Source organism: Heterorhizobium halophytocola, assembly GCF_017873095.1.
Lineage (GTDB): Bacteria > Pseudomonadota > Alphaproteobacteria > Rhizobiales > Rhizobiaceae > Allorhizobium > Allorhizobium halophytocola.
Genome location: NZ_JAGGJU010000005.1, coordinates 295,992 through 313,473, shown reverse-complemented (window position 1 = coordinate 313,473; position 17,482 = coordinate 295,992). Strand labels below are relative to the sequence as shown.

19 protein-coding genes are annotated in these 17,482 nt (G+C 63.4%); 11 read left to right on the top strand and 8 right to left on the bottom strand.

Annotated features, from left to right (window positions below; translation table 11 throughout):
• Positions 1-197: 197 nt before the first annotated feature.
• Positions 198-2,330 carry a lytic transglycosylase domain-containing protein gene (locus J2Z17_RS11325; RefSeq protein ID WP_377300037.1) on the bottom strand — a complete coding sequence of 711 codons (2,133 nt, stop codon included), beginning with the start codon at positions 2,328-2,330 and terminating at the stop codon, positions 198-200.
• Between the two features lie 218 nt (positions 2,331-2,548).
• Between J2Z17_RS11325 and dapA the strand changes: the two genes are divergently transcribed.
• Positions 2,549-3,433, top strand: coding sequence for a 4-hydroxy-tetrahydrodipicolinate synthase (gene dapA, locus J2Z17_RS11320; RefSeq protein WP_209944967.1), 885 nt, complete (start codon positions 2,549-2,551; stop codon positions 3,431-3,433).
• 137 nt (positions 3,434-3,570) lie between these two features.
• Positions 3,571-4,050 (top strand): SsrA-binding protein SmpB, encoded by a 480-nt coding sequence (gene smpB, locus J2Z17_RS11315; RefSeq protein ID WP_209944965.1) that lies wholly within the window; start codon positions 3,571-3,573, stop codon positions 4,048-4,050.
• A 130-nt stretch (positions 4,051-4,180) separates the two neighbouring features.
• On the opposite strand, the gene J2Z17_RS11310 is transcribed toward smpB, so the two are convergent.
• A complete protein-coding gene (locus J2Z17_RS11310) occupies positions 4,181-5,074 on the bottom strand; it encodes a LysR family transcriptional regulator (RefSeq protein ID WP_209944964.1) in 894 nt (297 codons plus the stop codon).
• A 95-nt stretch (positions 5,075-5,169) separates the two neighbouring features.
• Between J2Z17_RS11310 and J2Z17_RS11305 the strand changes: the two genes are divergently transcribed.
• Positions 5,170-5,436, top strand: a complete 267-nt coding sequence (locus J2Z17_RS11305; RefSeq protein ID WP_209944962.1) for a hypothetical protein — start codon at positions 5,170-5,172, stop codon at positions 5,434-5,436.
• 84 nt (positions 5,437-5,520) lie between these two features.
• Here the strand turns inward: J2Z17_RS11305 and J2Z17_RS11300 are convergent, their stop codons facing one another.
• From J2Z17_RS11300 to J2Z17_RS11285, 4 genes are all read right to left on the bottom strand, one after another.
• Positions 5,521-5,775: a hypothetical protein gene (locus tag J2Z17_RS11300; RefSeq protein WP_209944960.1), complete on the bottom strand. Its 255-nt coding sequence runs from the start codon at positions 5,773-5,775 to the stop codon at positions 5,521-5,523.
• Positions 5,776-6,022: 247 nt separating this feature from the next.
• The gene (locus J2Z17_RS11295; protein WP_377300017.1) at positions 6,023-6,793 is read right to left on the bottom strand and encodes an isocitrate lyase/PEP mutase family protein; all 771 of its coding nucleotides are present in this window, start codon (positions 6,791-6,793) and stop codon (positions 6,023-6,025) included.
• Positions 6,790-7,875, bottom strand: a complete 1,086-nt coding sequence (locus J2Z17_RS11290; RefSeq protein ID WP_209944956.1) for a bifunctional transcriptional activator/DNA repair enzyme AdaA — start codon at positions 7,873-7,875, stop codon at positions 6,790-6,792. Before J2Z17_RS11290 ends, J2Z17_RS11295 begins: the two co-directional genes overlap by 4 nt.
• 99 nt (positions 7,876-7,974) lie before the next feature.
• Positions 7,975-8,556, bottom strand: coding sequence for a LabA-like NYN domain-containing protein (locus J2Z17_RS11285; RefSeq protein ID WP_209944954.1), 582 nt, complete (start codon positions 8,554-8,556; stop codon positions 7,975-7,977).
• Between the two features lie 297 nt (positions 8,557-8,853).
• Here J2Z17_RS11285 and rpoZ point away from each other — a divergent pair, with 297 nt between their 5' ends.
• The 8 genes from rpoZ (at position 8,854) to era (ending at position 15,660) form a co-directional block, all read left to right on the top strand.
• Positions 8,854-9,252 carry a DNA-directed RNA polymerase subunit omega gene (gene rpoZ / locus J2Z17_RS11280; protein WP_209944952.1) on the top strand — a complete coding sequence of 133 codons (399 nt, stop codon included), beginning with the start codon at positions 8,854-8,856 and terminating at the stop codon, positions 9,250-9,252.
• A gap of 96 nt (positions 9,253-9,348) precedes the next feature.
• Positions 9,349-11,580 (top strand): RelA/SpoT family protein, encoded by a 2,232-nt coding sequence (locus tag J2Z17_RS11275; RefSeq protein WP_209944950.1) that lies wholly within the window; start codon positions 9,349-9,351, stop codon positions 11,578-11,580.
• Positions 11,581-11,861: 281 nt separating this feature from the next.
• Complete coding sequence (locus tag J2Z17_RS11270) at positions 11,862-12,014, top strand: DUF3563 family protein (protein ID WP_209944948.1); 153 nt, start codon at positions 11,862-11,864, stop codon at positions 12,012-12,014.
• 109 nt (positions 12,015-12,123) lie between these two features.
• Positions 12,124-12,708 (top strand): DUF2062 domain-containing protein, encoded by a 585-nt coding sequence (locus J2Z17_RS11265; protein WP_209944946.1) that lies wholly within the window; start codon positions 12,124-12,126, stop codon positions 12,706-12,708.
• Between the two features lie 13 nt (positions 12,709-12,721).
• Positions 12,722-13,126, top strand: a complete 405-nt coding sequence (gene acpS / locus J2Z17_RS11260; RefSeq protein ID WP_209944944.1) for a holo-ACP synthase — start codon at positions 12,722-12,724, stop codon at positions 13,124-13,126.
• An 86-nt stretch (positions 13,127-13,212) separates the two neighbouring features.
• Positions 13,213-13,956, top strand: a complete 744-nt coding sequence (lepB, locus tag J2Z17_RS11255) for a signal peptidase I (protein WP_209944942.1) — start codon at positions 13,213-13,215, stop codon at positions 13,954-13,956.
• Complete coding sequence (rnc, locus tag J2Z17_RS11250) at positions 13,957-14,682, top strand: ribonuclease III (protein ID WP_209944940.1); 726 nt, start codon at positions 13,957-13,959, stop codon at positions 14,680-14,682.
• 24 nt (positions 14,683-14,706) lie between these two features.
• The gene (era, locus tag J2Z17_RS11245) at positions 14,707-15,660 is read left to right on the top strand and encodes a GTPase Era (protein ID WP_209944937.1); all 954 of its coding nucleotides are present in this window, start codon (positions 14,707-14,709) and stop codon (positions 15,658-15,660) included.
• 53 nt (positions 15,661-15,713) lie between these two features.
• Here the strand turns inward: era and J2Z17_RS11240 are convergent, their stop codons facing one another.
• Positions 15,714-16,832 carry an AbrB family transcriptional regulator gene (locus J2Z17_RS11240; RefSeq protein ID WP_209944935.1) on the bottom strand — a complete coding sequence of 373 codons (1,119 nt, stop codon included), beginning with the start codon at positions 16,830-16,832 and terminating at the stop codon, positions 15,714-15,716.
• Entirely contained in the window at positions 16,829-17,407 is a 579-nt protein-coding gene (locus tag J2Z17_RS11235) for a hydrolase (protein WP_209944933.1), read from the bottom strand. The genes J2Z17_RS11240 and J2Z17_RS11235 overlap by 4 nt, the downstream gene beginning before the upstream one ends.
• Positions 17,408-17,482: the final 75 nt, after the last annotated feature.

Below are 17,482 nucleotides of genomic sequence, written 5' to 3'. Positions count from 1 at the left end.
TTGCTTGTAACGCTGCACGCGCAGTGCAGCCACTGCCGGATCAATCTAGAGCGCGAAGACGAGGAGGGCGAGGGGCAAGCGCCGTAATCGGACGGTTGACGGCGGCGCGCGACATATCGCCCGACAATGCGGGCCGCGCATAAGCGCGCGACCAGCTGCAGCGGCGAGTGACAAGGATATCCCGGGCGGGCATGGCGTCAACGCCCGAAGCGCAGATCCTCTTCGATCCTTGCCGTCTGCCCCAGCCGCGCCTTGTAGACCTGGTAGTTCTCCATGATCCGCTGGACATAATTGCGGGTCTCGGGGAAGGGGATGCGCTCGATCCAGTCGACCACGTCATCGATCGGCAGGCCGCGCGGGTCGCCATAGCGGGCCACCCATTCAGTCACGCGCCGCGGGCCGGCATTATAGGCGATGAAGGTCAGGATATAGGAGCCGTCGAAACTGGCGATCTGTTCGCCGAGATAATGCGCTCCGAGTGTGGCGTTATAGCCGGCATCTTCCGTCAGCCGATCCTTCGAATAGGCCAGACCATGGCGGGCGGCGACGCCCTTGGCGGTGCCGGGCAGGATCTGCAGCAGGCCTCGGGCATTGGCGCCCGATACGGCAGTCGGATTGAACGCGCTTTCCTGGCGCGCGATCGCATAGGCAAGCGCCTTGCCGGAACCGCCGATATCGGCGCCGTCCGGAATGACCCCGACCGGAAAGGCCAGTGCCGGCACGTCGATGCCGCGGCCATAGGCGATCTTGCCGACCTGCAGCGACAGATGGTGGTCGCCGGCCTGCTCGGCTTTGGCGGTCAGAAGCGCCAGTTCGCCCGGGCTTTTCAGGTCGTCGGCGAGCGCCAGATAAAGTGCGTTGGCACGCCAGCCATAGCCGGCATCCTCGAAGCGTTGGATCGCCTGCACCGCCTCGCGCGCGGCAAACCGCTGGCGATCCGATGCGGTCGGCGAGGGATAGCGGATGTCGAGCAGGTTGCGCTTCAGCCGGGCGGCGGCAAGCTGTCCGTAGAATGTGGCCGGCAGATTGGCGGCCTTCAGGAAATCGGCATGGGCCGCTTCACTGTCTTTTTCCGCCTCGGCTGACCGCCCGAGCCAGTACCAGGCCCTCGAAACCGAGATCGGTCCGCGCGCGGCGGCAAGGAGCCTGCGAAAATGGACTTCCGCCGTCTTCGGGTCGTTCAGGCCGCGCAGCGCGAACCAGCCGGCATGAAATTCGGCGTCGACCACATCGGTCGGCTCGCGGGCGACCGAGTGGGACACGATCCGGTAGGCATCCCGGTATTTGCCGAGATCGGCAAGGCCACGCGCGACGATCCGCTCCTCGTTCCACCATTCGCCGGTGTTGATCAGCCTCGCCGGGTCGCGCGGCATCGTCTTCAACAAGGCCTCCGCCTCGGAAAACTTGTCCTTGTGGCGCAGGTTGACGATCCGCACGAAGAGCAGGGCCGGATCCGTGTCCCAGCTATCGTCCACCTTGGCGATCAGTACATCGGCGTTGGAGGCGCGATTGGAAACGGCAGCCCAGGCCTGGTAGAGCGAATAGGCCTCGCCCAGGCTCGCAAAGCGTTTTGCCTGCGAGATCCGCCCCCGATACATCAGGTAATCCATCCGCGCCTTGTGGTCGGCCGGGGTCAGCAGGCTGCCGAAAGCTGCAAGAACCTTGTCTTCGGTCGCCGTATCGAGTGCCTTGTGACGCCAGAATGCGGTGATGACGGCGGCTGCGGCCTTGCTGTCGCCGGTGGCGATCTTCGCCTTGGCAAGCGCCATTGCGCCTTCCACTGTCTCGGGCGGCGAGGTGCCGAAGGCTGACAGAACCTGCGATGCCGGCGGATCCTCGCGGTAAAGCGCCCGCTCGGAATTGGCCCGGAAGGCGGAAAGCCCCGGCCAGCCGGCCAGTTCGTGCTGGGCTCTGGCAATCTCGGAGGACGGGACACCCGACAGCCCGGATCTGGCGATCGACCAGGTCAGCAGGTGCCGGTCCAGCGATTGCGGCATGGCATCGCGAATGGCGATCGCCTCGCCCGCATCCTTGTTGGAGATCGCATCGAGACCGGATTTGAGGTTGCTGCTGGAGGTGAGCAGTCGGCTGGCCTTGGGGATGGTGCCGGTGATCTCTGGGCTGGCGACCACGTCGGGCTTGACCATCGGCAGGGGGGCCGGCATCGGCAATGCCCCGATGGCGGCCGGCGGCATCGGCTGTTCCAGCGCGTCTGCGGCGCGCGGCCGCTTCATCGGCACGGGCACCGCATCACCGGCGTCAGCCTGGACTGCGCCAAGTGTCGAAAGCACAAAGCCGAAGAGCGCCAAGGTGGCTGCAAGCCTGCGCATGCCGTTGCCCGCAAAGAGGTTTTCCTGGAACGTATTGGCTGCCGTCACGGTTGAAAAAGTCTTAACCCTTGCCCACAAAATTGGAATTCTCTTTCCCGCTCTTTCTGTCACAATCCTTCCAAGCCCTGCTTGCCCGCCAGGGGGCTTGAAAGTAATGTGCCGGCGTTCATAGTCGAGGATTACGGCCTAAGAGTGAAGGGCCGTCAGGAGTTTATTGCATGTTCCAGGGATCCATTCCCGCTCTCGTCACGCCCATGACCGCAAACGGCGCCATCGACGAGTCAGCCTTTGCCGCGCATGTGGAATGGCAGATTTCAGAAGGCTCGACAGGCCTGGTGCCGGTCGGCACGACGGGGGAATCGCCGACTTTGTCCCATGACGAGCACAAACGGGTGGTGGAACTCTGCGTCGAAGTGGCAGACAAGCGCGTGCCGGTGATTGCCGGTGCCGGCTCCAACAACACGATTGAAGCGATCGAGCTTGCCCAATACGCGGAAAAGGCGGGCGCCGATGCGCTGCTGGTCGTCACACCCTATTACAACAAGCCGACGCAGAAGGGGCTGATCGCCCATTTCACCGCGATCGCCGAGGCAACCTCGCTGCCGATCATCATCTACAACATCCCGCCGCGTTCGGTGATCGACATGTCGCCGGAAACCATGGCGGCGCTGGTGAAGGCGCATAAGAACATTGTCGGCGTGAAGGATGCGACCGGCAAGATCGAGCGCGTCTCGGAACAGCGGATGACCTGCGGCGCCGATTTCATCCAGCTCTCCGGCGAGGATGCGACAGCGCTTGGCTTTTATGCCCAGGGCGGCGTCGGCTGCATCTCGGTGACGGCCAATGTCGCGCCGCGGCTCTGTTCGGAGTTCCAGGCGGCCATGCAGGCCGGCGATTTCAAGCGGGCGCTCGACTATCAGGACCGGCTGATGCCGCTGCACAAGGCGATCTTCATGGAGCCCGGCGTGTCCGGTGCGAAATACGGTCTCTACAAGCTCGGCCGCATCGGCCGCGATGTGCGCCTGCCGCTGATGTCGTCGCTGGAGCCGGCAACCGAAGCGGCGATCGACGCAGCGCTGATCCATGCGGGTCTGCTGAACTGACGGGAAGGGCCGGGTTTCACCCCGGCGTCTTTATTTCGGCTGCTGCCTATATTACATGGGGATGACACCAGTCGGCGGATGTCCGCCGCCGGCCTTTCAGAAGAACACCGACGGACAAAAGTGGAAGTAGGCAGGATATGGCACCGCGTGGCAGCCAGCGCACCGTAAACAAGATCGTCGCGGAAAACCGCAAGGCGCGCTTCAACTACGAAATCATCGATACCTACGAGGCCGGGCTGGCTCTGACCGGCACCGAGGTCAAGTCGCTGCGCGAAGGCAAGGCCAATATCGCCGAATCCTATGCCTCGGACGAGGGCAACGAGATCTGGCTGATCAATTCCTACCTGCCCGAATATCTGCAGGCCAACCGCTTCAACCACGCGCCGCGGCGCAATCGCAAGCTGCTGCTGAACAAGCGCGAGATCGGTCGCCTCCGCGTCGGGATCAACCGCGAAGGCATGACGCTGGTGCCGCTGAAGATTTATTTCAACGAAAAGGGCAGGGCCAAGCTCGAACTGGCGCTCGCCAAGGGCAAGAAGCTGCACGACAAGCGCGAGACCTCGAAGGAACGCGACTGGAACCGGCAGAAGCAGCGCCTGCTCAAGACCGGCGGCTGAGCCGCCGCCTTTCTCGTCGAACGTTCGAAACAGGGCTCGCCGGATCGGCGGGCCTTTTTTTGGACGTCCAGCGGCGCGGAAGGGGTCCACAACCTTCCGCCCCGGTTGCATGGTCACGCGCTATCGGCTGCTATTCCGCGGCCAGCTCGACCGCCGGCGCTTTGGCCAAGGACCCCGAAAACAGTGCGGCATGGCGATCCAGCAGCGCCGCAAGCCTGTCGATCATCTTTCGAACCTCCGGCCGGTGGCGATCGTCGTCATGCATGGTGATCCACAAATGGACTGCAAGATCGCCGATCGGGTCGCCGATGCGGACAAGTGCCGGCTCGCGGTCGCCGACGAAGCAGGGCAGAATGACGCGGCCCCCGCCAGAACGGGCAAGCTCCAGCAGCGAGGCGGTCGTCGTGGTCCAGATGCTGATCCATTTGTCGGCCTGCTGCGAAATGAAGCGATCCGAGGCCCGGGAAGCCTGTTCGCGGCCGATCGAGATCCACCGTTCCCCGGGCTCGCCCGCGACCTGCGGCGTCGCATAGACGGCAAAGGCGATCCCGACCGACTGCCGCGCGGCAACATTGCCGGCCGAAGGGCGCCGGTCGGTCAGCGCGATCTCCGCCTCGCGGAAAGTCAGATCGACATCCCTTTCGCTCGCCTTGAGGCAAAGGCGGAAGGGATCTGCGGGCGTCCACAGGGATCCGAGTTCGCGGGCGAGAAACTGCGAGATCCAGCCATCGCCGGCGACCGAGACGATCGGCAGCGAATAGCCGTTCTCGTTCCAGCGGCGGATCAGGGCGGCCTGCGCATCCATTTCGCGCACATGCCGCAGCAGCACCTCCCCGTCGGGCGCCAGACCATAGCCCCTGGTGTTGCGCTCGAAAAGCACGTGTCCGGTTGCCCGCTCGAGCGCCAGCATGCGCCGGCCGATGGTCGGCGCACTGACGCCGCTGCGCTCGGCGGCGCCGACAAGTCCGCCGGCGGTGGCGACCTCGAGGAACAGCCTGAGGTCATCCCAGTTCTCGTCTTTCATCGCTGAAATGCTCCGTTCATCCGCGCGTCTACACGCGCCGTCGGCCGGCGCTTAACTGACGGTCTTGGCAACCGATTGTGGAGAAAACCGCCGTGATGCTCAACTGGCTTTTGATCTTCGAGGCATCGACGCGCGTGCGGGCAGGGGGGCGGCCTCAGTCGGCCGACCCTCTGGCCGATCCTCTGGAGCGCGCCGAATGGCAGGGGCTGGATTGGGTGGTCCGGGGCCTTAACCGTCTCGATCGGGTGATCAACCGGGCAAACCGGCAGCGCGCCGTGCGCGCCGAGCCCGCCGATGCTGCGACCGGAACATCTGCCGGCCGCATCTGCGCGCCGGAGCACGCCGACACCGGCGCGCGATGACAAGAAGACAGGAGCGACATGAACAGAGAGCCGTCGCTGGATGTGCTGGCCGCCGGCTGATGCAGCGGCGGCCAGAGCCGGTCGTCAGTGCCGGGAATACAGCATTGCCATCGCGATCATCCTGTCCCGGTTGAGCTGCTCTGCCGGATCATAGTATCCGGCCTGACCGATATCGCGGCGCATGTAGTCGTCGAGATCGGAAAAGGGATTGTGCCTGCGGTCCGATCGTCTGCGCAGCACCGCCAGGCCTGTCCGGGCGATCCAGCGGGTGAGGCGCGAGACGAAGGTCTGCGGCGTCATGACGGGAGCGTGGGCGATAGGCTGGTCGGTCGTGCACATGGTGTGATCCTTTCAACAGAAGGCACGAACATTTTGCCGAAACGCGAAGCGTCGCGTGTCAGGCGGTGGCGTTGGAGGTTGCGCGATGGGGATGGGCCCGCACCGAAAATAATGCGACGCAGGGTTGTGGGAATGTCATGTCAAAACGACACCTGTCCGTCCAACGAATGTTCTAAATGGCATCAATAAGGGAAATTGATTCTGCCGAAATGGGCGAGGGGACGGGATGCCGGTTAAGGCAATCGGATTACGCGCGCTCGGCAAACGCGGCCCGTGCCGCTTCGGTCAGTCCGCTCATTGCCTTCCGATAGGGCCCGGGACCGTGGCTCACCCGGGCAACTCCGAGCTCGGCGAACCGGAGCAAGGGCGGAGATTTCCCTGTTATCATGACATTGACCGGCAATGGCACGGCGGCACAAATCTGCCCGATCAGCGCCTCGTCGGTCAGTCCCGGGACGAAGAACCCGTCCGCGCCGGCGCTGTCATAGGCAAGGCCGCGGGCAATCACGGCGTCGACAAGCGCCGGATGCCGGGTGGCATCGCTCTCGATCAGAAAATGGTCGGTGCGGGCATTGATGAAGACCGGTATGCCCTCGGCCACCGCGACATCGCGCATCGCGGCGATGCAGGCGGCCTGCCGCTCGACCGGATGCAGGCTCTGGTCGGCACCGGATCCGTCTTCGAAATTGACGCCGACCACGCCGATGCGGATCAGCCGGCGCAAATTGTCTGCGACGTCCGACGCCGCCTCTGCATAGCCGCTCTCGAAATCGACCGATAAAGGCAGCCCGGTGCTGGCCGTGATGCGATCGACGATCGTTTCGACCAGGGCAAAGGGCATGGCCTCTCCGTCCCGGTAGCCATGGGCGGCGGCGAGCGACCAGCTTCCGGTGGCAAGCGCCGTGGCGCCGGCTGCCTCGACAGCGCGCGCCGACCCGGCATCCCAGACATTGTAGAGAATGACGGGATCGCCTTTGACATGCAAGGCGGCGAAGGTCCTGGCCGTTTCGATCGTCATGGGCATGCCTCTGCTGTCGATGCGGGAATTCCGGCGGTCATCCGGCGTTCGTGTTCGAGAAGCCACCGCTTGCGCCAGAGCCCGCCACCATAGCCGGTAAGCCCGCCATCCGAGCCGATCACCCGGTGACAGGGGATGACGATCGCCAGGCGGTTTGCGCCGTTTGCCCGTGCGACCGCCCGGAATGCCGTCGGACGGTCGAGCGCTGTCGCAAGCATCAGATAGGCGCGGGTTTCGCCTGGCGGAATTGCCCGCAGAGCCTGCCAGACCTGTCGTTCGAACGGGGTGCCGTGGCGGCTGAGCGGCACGGTGAATGCGGCCGGCTTCCCGGCGAAATAGCCTGTGAGCTCCGCTTCGATCCGGTCGGTCACCGCCGTCCGACCGGTGACGATGCCGGTCTTGTTGTCACGCCGTAGGGCACGGATTTCGGCCGGCAGGGCAGGGCGATCGGCAAATTCCAGCAGATGCAGCGCGTGATCGCAGCAGATCGCCACCATCGGGCCGATGGGCGTGTCGAGGAAGCTCGCCTTGAGCAGGGGCATGTCTTTCCAGTGCCGGGGCGGCGCGCCGAACAGCTGGGTGACGGCACTTCGAAATCCGCTGCCGGACTCGAAGCCGGCATCGATCTGCGCTTCGATCACCGGGCCGCCGCCCGCCAGGCGCTGGACGGCCGCACCCATGCGTCTTTGCCGTGCCATCTCCAGGAAGCTCATGCCGAAGCGTCGCTTGAAGGCGCGTCGAACGGTGGAAGGATCGAAACCCATGGCGGCGATGTCGGATTGACGGAAGCGGCGCGCCGGATCGGCCTCCAGCGCCTCCAATAGCGGGGCGATCACGGGATCGCCTTCGCCGGGACGCAACAGCGGTCGGCAGCGCTTGCAGGGCCGGAAACCGGCCTCCATGCATTCGGCGATCGTCGTGTGAAACCGGCAGTTCTCCCGCTTCGGTTTGCGGGCAGGACAGGTGAAGCGGCAGAAGATGCCCGTGGAGGTGACACACACGAAGGCAAGGCCGTCGAGCGCTGCATCGCGCTCGACGAGGGCGTGGTAGTAGTCGTCGTCAGTGAGGTGTTCGGTCAACATCGGCCAAGTTTGGCACAACCCCAAAATTTCGCCGCCGAAAAACGGGCACGGATTTCATTTTCTCCGCACCAGCCGGCAGAAGGTGGCGCGCAGGCCGCCTTATTCCTCGGCGTCGGCCGACTGCGGCTCCGGCACATGACGCACCGCCCGCTCGCTCGGGTCTCGGCCGATCTCTGCCTTCAGGCTGATCAGGTCGAGGAAGTGGTCTGCCTGTCGGCGCAGATCGTCGGCGATCATCGGCGGCTGGGTCGCCATGGTCGAGACGACGGAAACCTTGCGGCCCTTGCGCTGCAGCGCCTCGACCAGCGTGGTGAAATCGCCGTCGCCGGAAAAGATCACAAGATGATCGACCGTTTCGGCCTGTTCCATCGCATCGATGGCAAGCTCGATGTCCATATTGCCCTTCACCTTGCGGCGGCCCATGGAATCCGTGAATTCCTTGGCTGGCTTGGTGACGACCTTGTAGCCGTTGTAATCGAGCCAGTCGATCAGCGGACGGATCGACGAATATTCCTGGTCTTCAATCAGTGCCGTGTAATAATAAGCACGCAACATATACCCGCGCTTCTGAAAAGATTTCAAAAGTTTCCGGTAGTCTATGTCGAAACCAAGGTTCTTGGACGCGGCGTAAAGATTGGCGCCGTCGATGAAAAGGGCTATTTTTTCCCTAGGGTCAAACATTCAAAAAATCCTCTAACGCAAACCAGATTACGCAGGCGGGCATGAAGTGGATTTGGCGCACTGCATAAAATGAAGTCCCCCATGTCAATAAATTATGACTTCTTCATATACGAATGTGTGTATGCCACGATTCGCGATATTCCAAGCACGCATAGGTTGTGCTGCCGTGACTTTAATTAGTAAAAATCAGCTTATCGGGCTCTAAATGCGGCGGCGGCGAGGAAAAACTTGAATTCCGGCCACTTTAAATGTATCCGCACGGCAATCCCTTGAGAAATGAATTACAAAGGACAGGCCATGGCCCGCGTCACAGTTGAAGATTGCATCGACAAGGTCGACAACCGGTTTGAACTCGTTCTGCTGGCAAGTCACCGCGCCCGGCAGATCTCCCAGGGTTCGCAGATCACGATCGATCGCGACAATGACAAGAACCCTGTCGTTGCCCTGCGCGAAATCGCCGACGAGACCCTGTCGCCCGGCGACCTGAAGGAAGACCTCATCCATTCGCTGCAGAAGCATGTCGAAGTGGACGAGCCGGAACAGGAGGCCGCAAGCACGGCCGGCGGCGCTCCGGTGATCCGCGACGACGTCGAGGACGACGCCCCGGAAACCGTCAACTTCGACCAGATGTCGGAAGAAGAACTGCTTGCCGGCATCGAGGGTCTTGTACCGCCCGAGAAGAGCGACGATTACTGATTGTCAAGATTTTGCGGCCTAGTCTCGTCGCAATCATGATATCGTGTGCGCCAATCCGACCGGTTGGCGCGCATTTCGTTTTAGGAGTTGCAGTGGATGATGCGGCAATACGAACTCGTGGAACGGGTTCAGAAATATAAGGCCGACGCAAACGAAGCCCTCCTGAACAAAGCCTATGTCTATGCCATGCAGAAACATGGCCAGCAGAAGCGCGCCAGCGGCGACCCCTATATTTCCCATCCGCTCGAAGTCGCCGCCATCCTCACCGACATGCATCTCGATGAATCGACGATCGCGGTCGCCCTGCTCCACGACACCATCGAAGACACCTCGGCCACCCGCCAGGAGATCGACGAACTGTTCGGCGAGGATATCGGCCGGCTGGTCGAGGGACTGACCAAGCTGAAGAAGCTGGATCTTGTGTCGAAAAAGGCCAAGCAGGCGGAAAACCTGCGCAAGCTGCTGCTGGCGATCTCGGACGATGTCCGCGTGCTGCTGGTCAAGCTCGCCGATCGCCTGCACAATATGCGCACGCTGGAGCACATGCGCGACGACAAGCGCGCGCGCATTTCCGAAGAGACGATGGAAATCTATGCGCCGCTCGCCGGCCGCATGGGCATGCAGGACATGCGCGACGAGCTGGAGGACCTGTCCTTCCGCTACACCAATCCGGAAGCCTACGAAACAGTGACGCGCAAGCTGGAAGGGTTGTCGCTGCGCAACGAGGGGCTGATCACCAAGATCGAGGACGAATTGCGCGATCTGCTGGTGCGCAGCGGCCTGAAGAACGCCAAGGTGAAGGGGCGGCAGAAGAAGCCCTATTCGGTGTTCCGCAAGATGCAGTCGAAATCGCTCTCCTTCGAGCAGCTCTCGGATGTCTATGGCTTCCGCATCATCGTCGACGACACCGCCGACTGCTACCGCGCGCTCGGGATCGTCCATACCCGCTGGCGCGTGGTGCCGGGCCGGTTCAAGGACTATATCTCGACGCCCAAGCAGAATGATTACCGCTCGATCCACACCACCATTGTCGGCCCGTCGCGCCAGCGTATCGAACTGCAGATCCGCACCCTGCGCATGCACGAGATCGCCGAGCAGGGCATTGCCGCCCATGCGCTCTACAAGGACGGCGAAAACGACGGCGATCTGCTGTCGCCGGAAAGCAATGCCTATTCCTGGCTGCGCCACACGATCGAGGCGCTGGCCGACGGCGACAATGCCGAGGAATTCCTCGAGCACACCAAGCTCGAACTGTTCCAGGATCAGGTCTTCTGCTTCACGCCGAAGGGCAAGCTGATCGCGCTGCCGCGGGGCGCGACGCCTATCGATTTTGCCTATGCGGTGCACACCAATATCGGCGACACCTGCGTCGGCGCCAAGATCAACGGCTCGATCATGCCGCTCGTCACCCGTCTGTCGAATGGCGACGAGGTGGAGATCATCCGCTCCGGCGTGCAGGTGCCACCGGCAGCCTGGGAGGAGATCGTCGTCACCGGCAAGGCGCGGGCCGCCATCCGACGCGCGACCCGCATGGCGATCCGCAAGCAATATGCCGGTCTCGGCCACCGCATCCTGGAGCGCACCTTCGAGCGCGCCGGCAAGGTGTTCACCCGTGAGGTGCTGAAGCCCGTGCTGCATCGGCTCGGCCAGCGCGATGTGGAAGACGCGATCGCCCAGGTCGGCCGCGGCGAGATGTCGTCGCTCGACGTGCTGCGGGCCGTCTATCCCGACTATCAGGACGAACGCGTCACGGTAAAGCCTGCCAATGACGAGGGCTGGTTCAACATGCCGAGCGCTGTCGGCATGATGTTCAAGCTGCCGGGGCAGGGCGGGGACGGGGAGGCGAAGGTCAATGCCTCGGCGCCTGCCGACACGCTTCCCCTGCGCGGTCTGTCGGCCAATGTCGAGGTCCGCTTCGCACCGGCCGGTGCCGTGCCCGGCGATCGCATTGTCGGCATCATGGACGAGAGCGAGGCCGGGCACGCGCTGACCATCTATCCGATCCAGGCCGCCATCCTGCAGAAATATTATGACGAGCCGGAACGCTGGGTCGATGTCCGCTGGGACCTCGACGAGGCCAACAAGTCGAGATTCGTCGCGCGCATCATGATCAATGCGCTGAACGAGCCGGGGGCGCTGGCCGATGTGGCGCAGGTGATTGCGGCGCTCGACGTCAATATCCGTGTGCTCGGCATGGTGCGCATCGCAACGGACTTCACCGAAATGGCCGTTGATGTGGAGGTCTGGGACCTGCGCCAGCTGAACCAGCTCCTGGCGCAGCTGAAGGAACTCGACTGCATCTCCACCGTCAGCCGCAGCTACGACTGACACCAACCGGTTTTTACCAAGGATAAGGCACCGGCCGTCGCGGCCGGGTTTGCCCTTCACGTCTCTGGATTGCCCGCGCAAGCACCCTCAGCCCGTTCCGGCGGCAGGCAGATGCGTCAATTTTGGGCAAAAGAGGGCGCAGAAAGCGCTTGCTATGCGTTTTGCGCATGGCTGGGGTCGGTATCCAGCGCTGGTACTTTGTGCGGTGCACACATATATTCTCTTCAACAAGCAAGGCAGCAGAACTTAGCTGCAAATCTTTGGAAAAAGGAGAGAAAACCATGTTTGGTTCGTTCCGCAAAATCGCTCGCAGCCTTCGCATCCCGTCGCTCGCAGAGCGCGAAATGGCATATCTGAACGGCGCCCGTGACCGCTTCGATCTGGAATACCGCCAACGTCAGGTCGACCGGGGTCTGTTCCGCGGCGGCCTCTGAGGTCTCCGAAAACCACACGGCATGCACGTCGGCCAAAAAACGCCTGGCCGGCGTCGGACACGCTTAAATACCCTTGTCAGGCCGAGAGCACATCCACTACATGTGAAGCATGTTGTTTCGTCGCCGTAAGCCTGCCGGTTGGAAGGAAAAGCTCTCAGGCCTTGTCTGGCCGCGCAAGGGCTTCATCCGTCCATTCCAGTACTTCCGGATGCGCATTCTGCGGCTGACGGCCTCGCCGCATTCCATTGCTGCCGGCGTCGCCGCCGGCGTGATGGCCTCCTGGACCCCTTTCATGGGGTTTCATTTCATCCTGTCCTTCGCGATCGCCTTCGTGCTTGCCGGCAACATGGTTGCCGCAGCGCTCGGCACGGCGTTTGGCAATCCCCTGACATTCCCCTTCATCTGGACGGCCACGTGGCAGATCGGCAAGCGCATGCTGGGCGAGCCGCCGCATGCCGGCCGCCATATCAATCTGCGGCAGCTGTTCGAGCATGCCGATCTCTCGCAGATCTGGAACCCGGTCCTGAAGCCGATGGTCATCGGCGCCATTCCGCCTGCGCTGATCACCGGCGCGACGGTCTATATCGTCCTCTATTTCGTCGTGCGCGGCTATCAGGCCCGCCGCCGCGTCAAGCTTGCAGCCCGCAGCCGGGCGCGGCTAAAGGCCGCGATCACCGGCCCGGCCAGCGTGTGAGGCAGGCCGGCGCATGATCATCGGCATCGGCAGCGACCTGACCGACATCACCCGCATCGAAAGATCGATCGACCGCTTCGGCGACCGGTTCATCGACCGTTGCTTCACCGCCATCGAGCGCGACACCTGCGAGCGTCGCAAGCACAAGGCGGCCTCCTACGCCAAGCGCTTCGCGGCCAAGGAAGCCTGCTCCAAGGCGCTCGGCACCGGCTTTGCCGACGGCGTTCTGTGGAAGGACATGGGCGTGGTCAATGCAAAGGGCGGCAAGCCGACCATGGCGCTGACCGGCGGAGCGGCCGAGCAGCTGCAGCGCCTGCTGCCGGCGGGACACGAGGCCGTCGTCCACCTGACGATCACCGACGAACATCCCTATGCCCAGGCCTTCGTCATCATCGAGGCCCTGCCGATCAAGGCGTGAGGCGCAAATTTCGCTGGCGGGCCGTTGCCCGCTGACGGCGAAAGGACTAGGAAGGGCGAAATTTCTGAGCAAGAGGACGTGTACGCGTGACCGAAAGAGCTGAAAAAAAGCAGAGCGCGCTTTGGGAAAACATCAAGGTGGTCATCCAGGCGCTGCTTTTGGCGACTGTGATCAGGACGGTGCTGTTCCAGCCTTTCACCATCCCCTCGGGCTCGATGATGCCGACTCTGCTGGTCGGCGACTACATCTTCGTCAACAAGTTCGCCTACGGCTTCTCCAAATATTCGCTGCCGTTTTCGCCGAACCTGTTCTCCGGCCGGATCTTCGCCTCCGAGCCCAAGCGCGGTGACGTGGTGGTCTTCCGCTTCCCGCCCAACCCCGAAGTCGATTACATCAAGCGGCTGATCGGCCTGCCGGGCGACCGTATCCAGGTGATCAACGACGTACTCTATCTGAACGGCAAGCCGGTCCCGCGCGAGCCCGACGGCACGTTCACCTCCGACTATCACCTCGATCCGGGCGCCGACGTGCCGGTGTTCCGCGAACAGCTGCCCTCGGGCAGGAATTACGACACGCTTGATCAGTCCACGGATTCGCGCGGCGACAACACGCGCGAATTCATCGTGCCGCCGGATCATTATTTCATGATGGGCGACAACCGCGACAACTCGCTCGACAGCCGTTTCGACGTCGGCTTCGTGCCGGCCGAAAATCTGGTCGGCCGCGCCTCGCTGATCTTCTTCTCGCTCGGCAACGACACCTCGTTCCGCGAGATCTGGAAATGGCCGTCCAACATGCGCTGGGATCGCATCTTCAAGAGCGTAGACTGAATGGCGAAGTCGGGTTTCTCGGCGGACGAAAGGGCGCGGGTCGAGGCGCTCCTGGGCCACAGCTTTACCGACAAGAGCCGGCTCGAGCGCGCGCTGACCCATTCGAGCGCGCGACCCGCCAAGGGCCGCGATTATGAGCGGCTCGAATTCCTCGGCGACCGGGTGCTGGGCCTGTGCATCGCCGAACTGCTGTTCGGCACCTTTCGCGAGGCATCCGAGGGCGAGCTTTCGGTCCGGCTGAACCAGCTGGTGAGCGCCGAGACCTGCGCGGCGATCGCCGACGAGATGGAACTGCATCGCTATATCCGCACCGGCGCCGACGTGAAGAAGCTGACCGGCAAGGCGATGCTGAACGTGCGTGCCGATGTCGTCGAGAGCCTGATTGCGGCGATCTATCTGGATGGCGGCATGGAGGCGGCGCGGGCCTTCGTGCTCAGCCGCTGGTCGGCGAGAGCAACGAGCACCGGTGCCGGGCGCCGTGACGCCAAGACCGAGCTGCAGGAATGGGCCCATGCCCAGTTTGCCGCGACCCCCAGCTATACCATTGAAGAACGCAGCGGACCGGATCATGATCCGCGTTTCACCGTGCGCGTCGATATTCCGGGACTTGCGCCGGCAAAAGGCGTAGACCGCTCCAAGCGGGCAGCCGAACAGGTTGCCGCCCAGGGCCTTCTGGAGCGCGAGGGCGTCTGGGCCGCCGACGCCGATGCCGGCGAGACCGACTGATCGAGAAAAAGAAGAAAAAGAGCGATGACCGATACAGAAATTGACACGGGCGACAAGCCGCAGGGCGGCGACGGCGTGCCACAGAACACCCATTCCGGCTTCGTCGCGCTGATCGGGCCGACCAATGCCGGCAAGTCGACGCTGGTCAACCGCTTCGTCGGCGCCAAGGTGTCGATCGTCAGCCACAAGGTGCAGACGACGCGCGCTGTGATGCGCGGCATCGCCATTCACGACAATGCCCAGATCGTCTTCATGGACACGCCCGGCATCTTCAAGCCGCGGCGCAAGCTCGACCGCGCCATGGTCACCTCGGCCTGGGGCGGCGCCAAGGATGCCGATATCATCATGCTGCTGATCGACGCCGAGCGCGGGTTGCGCGGCGACGGTGAGGCGATCCTCGAGGCGCTGAAGGATGTGCACCAGCCGAAGATCCTGGTGCTCAACAAGATCGACCGGGTCAAGCGCGAGGACCTGCTGAAGCTTGCCGCCCAGGCCAACGATGCCGTGGAATTCGAGCGCACCTTCATGATTTCCGCCGCGACCGGCGCCGGCTGCAAGGACGTGCTCGACTATCTGTCGAAACGCCTGCCGGAGGGGCCCTGGTACTATCCGGAGGACCAGATCTCCGATCTGCCGATGCGCCAGCTGGCGGCCGAAATCACCCGCGAAAAGCTGTTCCTGCGTCTGCACCAGGAACTGCCCTATGCCTCGCATGTCGAGACGGAGAAGTGGGAAGAGCGCAAGGACGGCTCGGTGCGCATCGAGCAGGTGATCTATGTCGAGCGCGACAGCCAGAAGAAGATCGTGCTCGGTGCCAAGGGCGATGCGATCAAGGCGATCTCGACCGCGTCGCGCAAGGAGCTATCCGAAATCCTGGAGCAGCCGGTGCACCTCTTCCTGTTCGTCAAGGTGCGGGAAAACTGGGGCAACGATCCCGAACGCTTCCGGGAAATGGGACTGGAATTTCCGAAGGGATGACACGGGCAGACGGCGGGATCGGAGATCCCGCCGTTTTGCTGTGGTCAAGGTCGTCAGGCAGCAGGCGCAGTGCCGAAGCGCTTGGCGACGAAGCGCGACAGGGTCGGGCCGACCGCGAGGATCAGCAGGAAACGACAGGTCTGCAGCGCCAGCACGAAGGGCACGTCCACATGGGTGGAGGATGCGATGATGGCGATGGAATCAAGGCCGCCGGGGCTGGTCGCCAGATAGGCCGTCAGCGGATCGACGCCGACCAGGGCCCAGAGCAGGAAGGCCAGCAGGCCGCCAAAGCCGATCAGCACGCCGATCGACAGCAGAACCTGCGGCAGGGCGCGGGCCGCGTGGCGCAATAGCCTGCGGGTAAAGGCAAGGCCTATCCGCCAGCCGATCATCGCATAGGCCAGCGCCAGCAGCCATGGCGGCAGTTCGATCGGCAGGATGCCGAGCGAGTGCAGGAGCGCCATGCCGATCATCGGTGTCAGCATGGTGGCGGCGGGAATTCTCAGCCTGTTGCCGGCATAGGCAAGGACCGCGGTCGCCACCAGGGTTACCAGAAGCGCGATCCAGTCGACCGGCGGGAACAGATCGAAGCTGGCGGTCTGGCCGCTATCCGGCACGTTGAAGACGAAGGCTGCCATCAGCGCTGCGGCGCTGGCCACGCAGACGACGCGCAGATATTGCATGAAGGCGACGAGCCTCGCATCCGCGCCATAGGCTTCCGCCATCAGCACCATGGCGGAAGCCGCCCCGGCAGAGGTGCCCCAGACGGCGGTGGTGCCGGGCAGCACCTGGCGCCGCGCCAGAACATAGCCGAGCGTGGCGCTGACGGCGACGATCGACACGACCATCGGGCCGAACACATACCATTCCTCCGCCACGCGCTTGAGAATGGCGCCGTCCAGGCTCTGGGCGATCATCGTGCCGATCAGCGCCTGGGCGGCGATATAGGGCTTGCGCGGCAGGGACAGCCGCGCGCCGTTGGTCGCCACAAGAATGGCGGCGATCATCGGGCCGAGCAACAGGCCGGCCGGCAGATGCATAAGTTCGAAGACCGTGCCGGCCGCGCCGGAAACGATGACGAGTATGGCCCAGCGGAGGGCGACAGGCAGATGGGTCAGCAGGCCGCCCTTTGTCTCGGACGCGGCCGTCGTTGCCGCAACCGGCTCGCTCATCGCACGGGCTCGAAGATCAGTTCTGCCACCGTGGTTACCCGGCCGATGCGCGGGAACACGGCGTTGAAGGCGAATTCATGCAGTTCGGCGCTGGGCGCCGCGCTGAGATCCTTCGGCAGGACCAGCGAATAGCCATGCTCCCATCCGAGGCGCGCGGTCGATTCAACGCCGAAATTGGTGGCGACACCCCCCAGCACGATGGTCCGGACGCCGCGCCGGCGCAGCTGCAGGTCGAGTTCGGTGCCGTAGAATGCGCTCCATTGGCGCTTGGTGATCCGGAGGTCTCCGTCCTTTGCAAGGCCTGGCACGAGCTCGGCCCAGTCAGCCGGCAGACCGCCGGCCGGACGCGGCATTTCGGCATCCACCGGCTGGGTCAGCCGATCGCCGCCATCCGCGGTCCAGCCGACATTGACCAGCACGACCGGGGCACCGGCGCTGCGGAACCGGGTGGCAAGCTGCTTGGAGGTTTCAATCAGGGTCTCGCCGGACTGCGGCGCAAGGGACATGCTGCCTGCAATGCCGTTCTGAAGATCGATGAGGACGAGGGCGGTAGTCTTTGGGTCGAGTCTGATCATGGCTTTCATCGAGCTTTGCGGAACGTGGCTATGGACGGAGAGGAGCGGGGTGTTTATATGAGGGTATCCTCGCAA

What these genes read in the sequence shown, in the direction of transcription:
- J2Z17_RS11325 (WP_377300037.1), bottom strand. Translation starts at nt 2,330, where the DNA reads ATGCGCAGGCTTGCAGCCACCTTGGCGCTCTTCGGCTTTGTGCTTTCG.
- dapA (WP_209944967.1), top strand. Translation starts at nt 2,549, where the DNA reads ATGTTCCAGGGATCCATTCCCGCTCTCGTCACGCCCATGACCGCAAAC.
- smpB (WP_209944965.1), top strand. Translation starts at nt 3,571, where the DNA reads ATGGCACCGCGTGGCAGCCAGCGCACCGTAAACAAGATCGTCGCGGAA.
- J2Z17_RS11310 (WP_209944964.1), bottom strand. Translation starts at nt 5,074, where the DNA reads ATGAAAGACGAGAACTGGGATGACCTCAGGCTGTTCCTCGAGGTCGCC.
- J2Z17_RS11305 (WP_209944962.1), top strand. Translation starts at nt 5,170, where the DNA reads ATGCTCAACTGGCTTTTGATCTTCGAGGCATCGACGCGCGTGCGGGCA.
- J2Z17_RS11300 (WP_209944960.1), bottom strand. Translation starts at nt 5,775, where the DNA reads ATGTGCACGACCGACCAGCCTATCGCCCACGCTCCCGTCATGACGCCG.
- J2Z17_RS11295 (WP_377300017.1), bottom strand. Translation starts at nt 6,793, where the DNA reads ATGACGATCGAAACGGCCAGGACCTTCGCCGCCTTGCATGTCAAAGGC.
- J2Z17_RS11290 (WP_209944956.1), bottom strand. Translation starts at nt 7,875, where the DNA reads ATGTTGACCGAACACCTCACTGACGACGACTACTACCACGCCCTCGTC.
- J2Z17_RS11285 (WP_209944954.1), bottom strand. Translation starts at nt 8,556, where the DNA reads ATGTTTGACCCTAGGGAAAAAATAGCCCTTTTCATCGACGGCGCCAAT.
- rpoZ (WP_209944952.1), top strand. Translation starts at nt 8,854, where the DNA reads ATGGCCCGCGTCACAGTTGAAGATTGCATCGACAAGGTCGACAACCGG.
- J2Z17_RS11275 (WP_209944950.1), top strand. Translation starts at nt 9,349, where the DNA reads ATGATGCGGCAATACGAACTCGTGGAACGGGTTCAGAAATATAAGGCC.
- J2Z17_RS11270 (WP_209944948.1), top strand. Translation starts at nt 11,862, where the DNA reads ATGTTTGGTTCGTTCCGCAAAATCGCTCGCAGCCTTCGCATCCCGTCG.
- J2Z17_RS11265 (WP_209944946.1), top strand. Translation starts at nt 12,124, where the DNA reads ATGTTGTTTCGTCGCCGTAAGCCTGCCGGTTGGAAGGAAAAGCTCTCA.
- acpS (WP_209944944.1), top strand. Translation starts at nt 12,722, where the DNA reads ATGATCATCGGCATCGGCAGCGACCTGACCGACATCACCCGCATCGAA.
- rnc (WP_209944940.1), top strand. Translation starts at nt 13,957, where the DNA reads ATGGCGAAGTCGGGTTTCTCGGCGGACGAAAGGGCGCGGGTCGAGGCG.
- era (WP_209944937.1), top strand. Translation starts at nt 14,707, where the DNA reads ATGACCGATACAGAAATTGACACGGGCGACAAGCCGCAGGGCGGCGAC.
- J2Z17_RS11240 (WP_209944935.1), bottom strand. Translation starts at nt 16,832, where the DNA reads ATGAGCGAGCCGGTTGCGGCAACGACGGCCGCGTCCGAGACAAAGGGC.
- J2Z17_RS11235 (WP_209944933.1), bottom strand. Translation starts at nt 17,407, where the DNA reads ATGATCAGACTCGACCCAAAGACTACCGCCCTCGTCCTCATCGATCTT.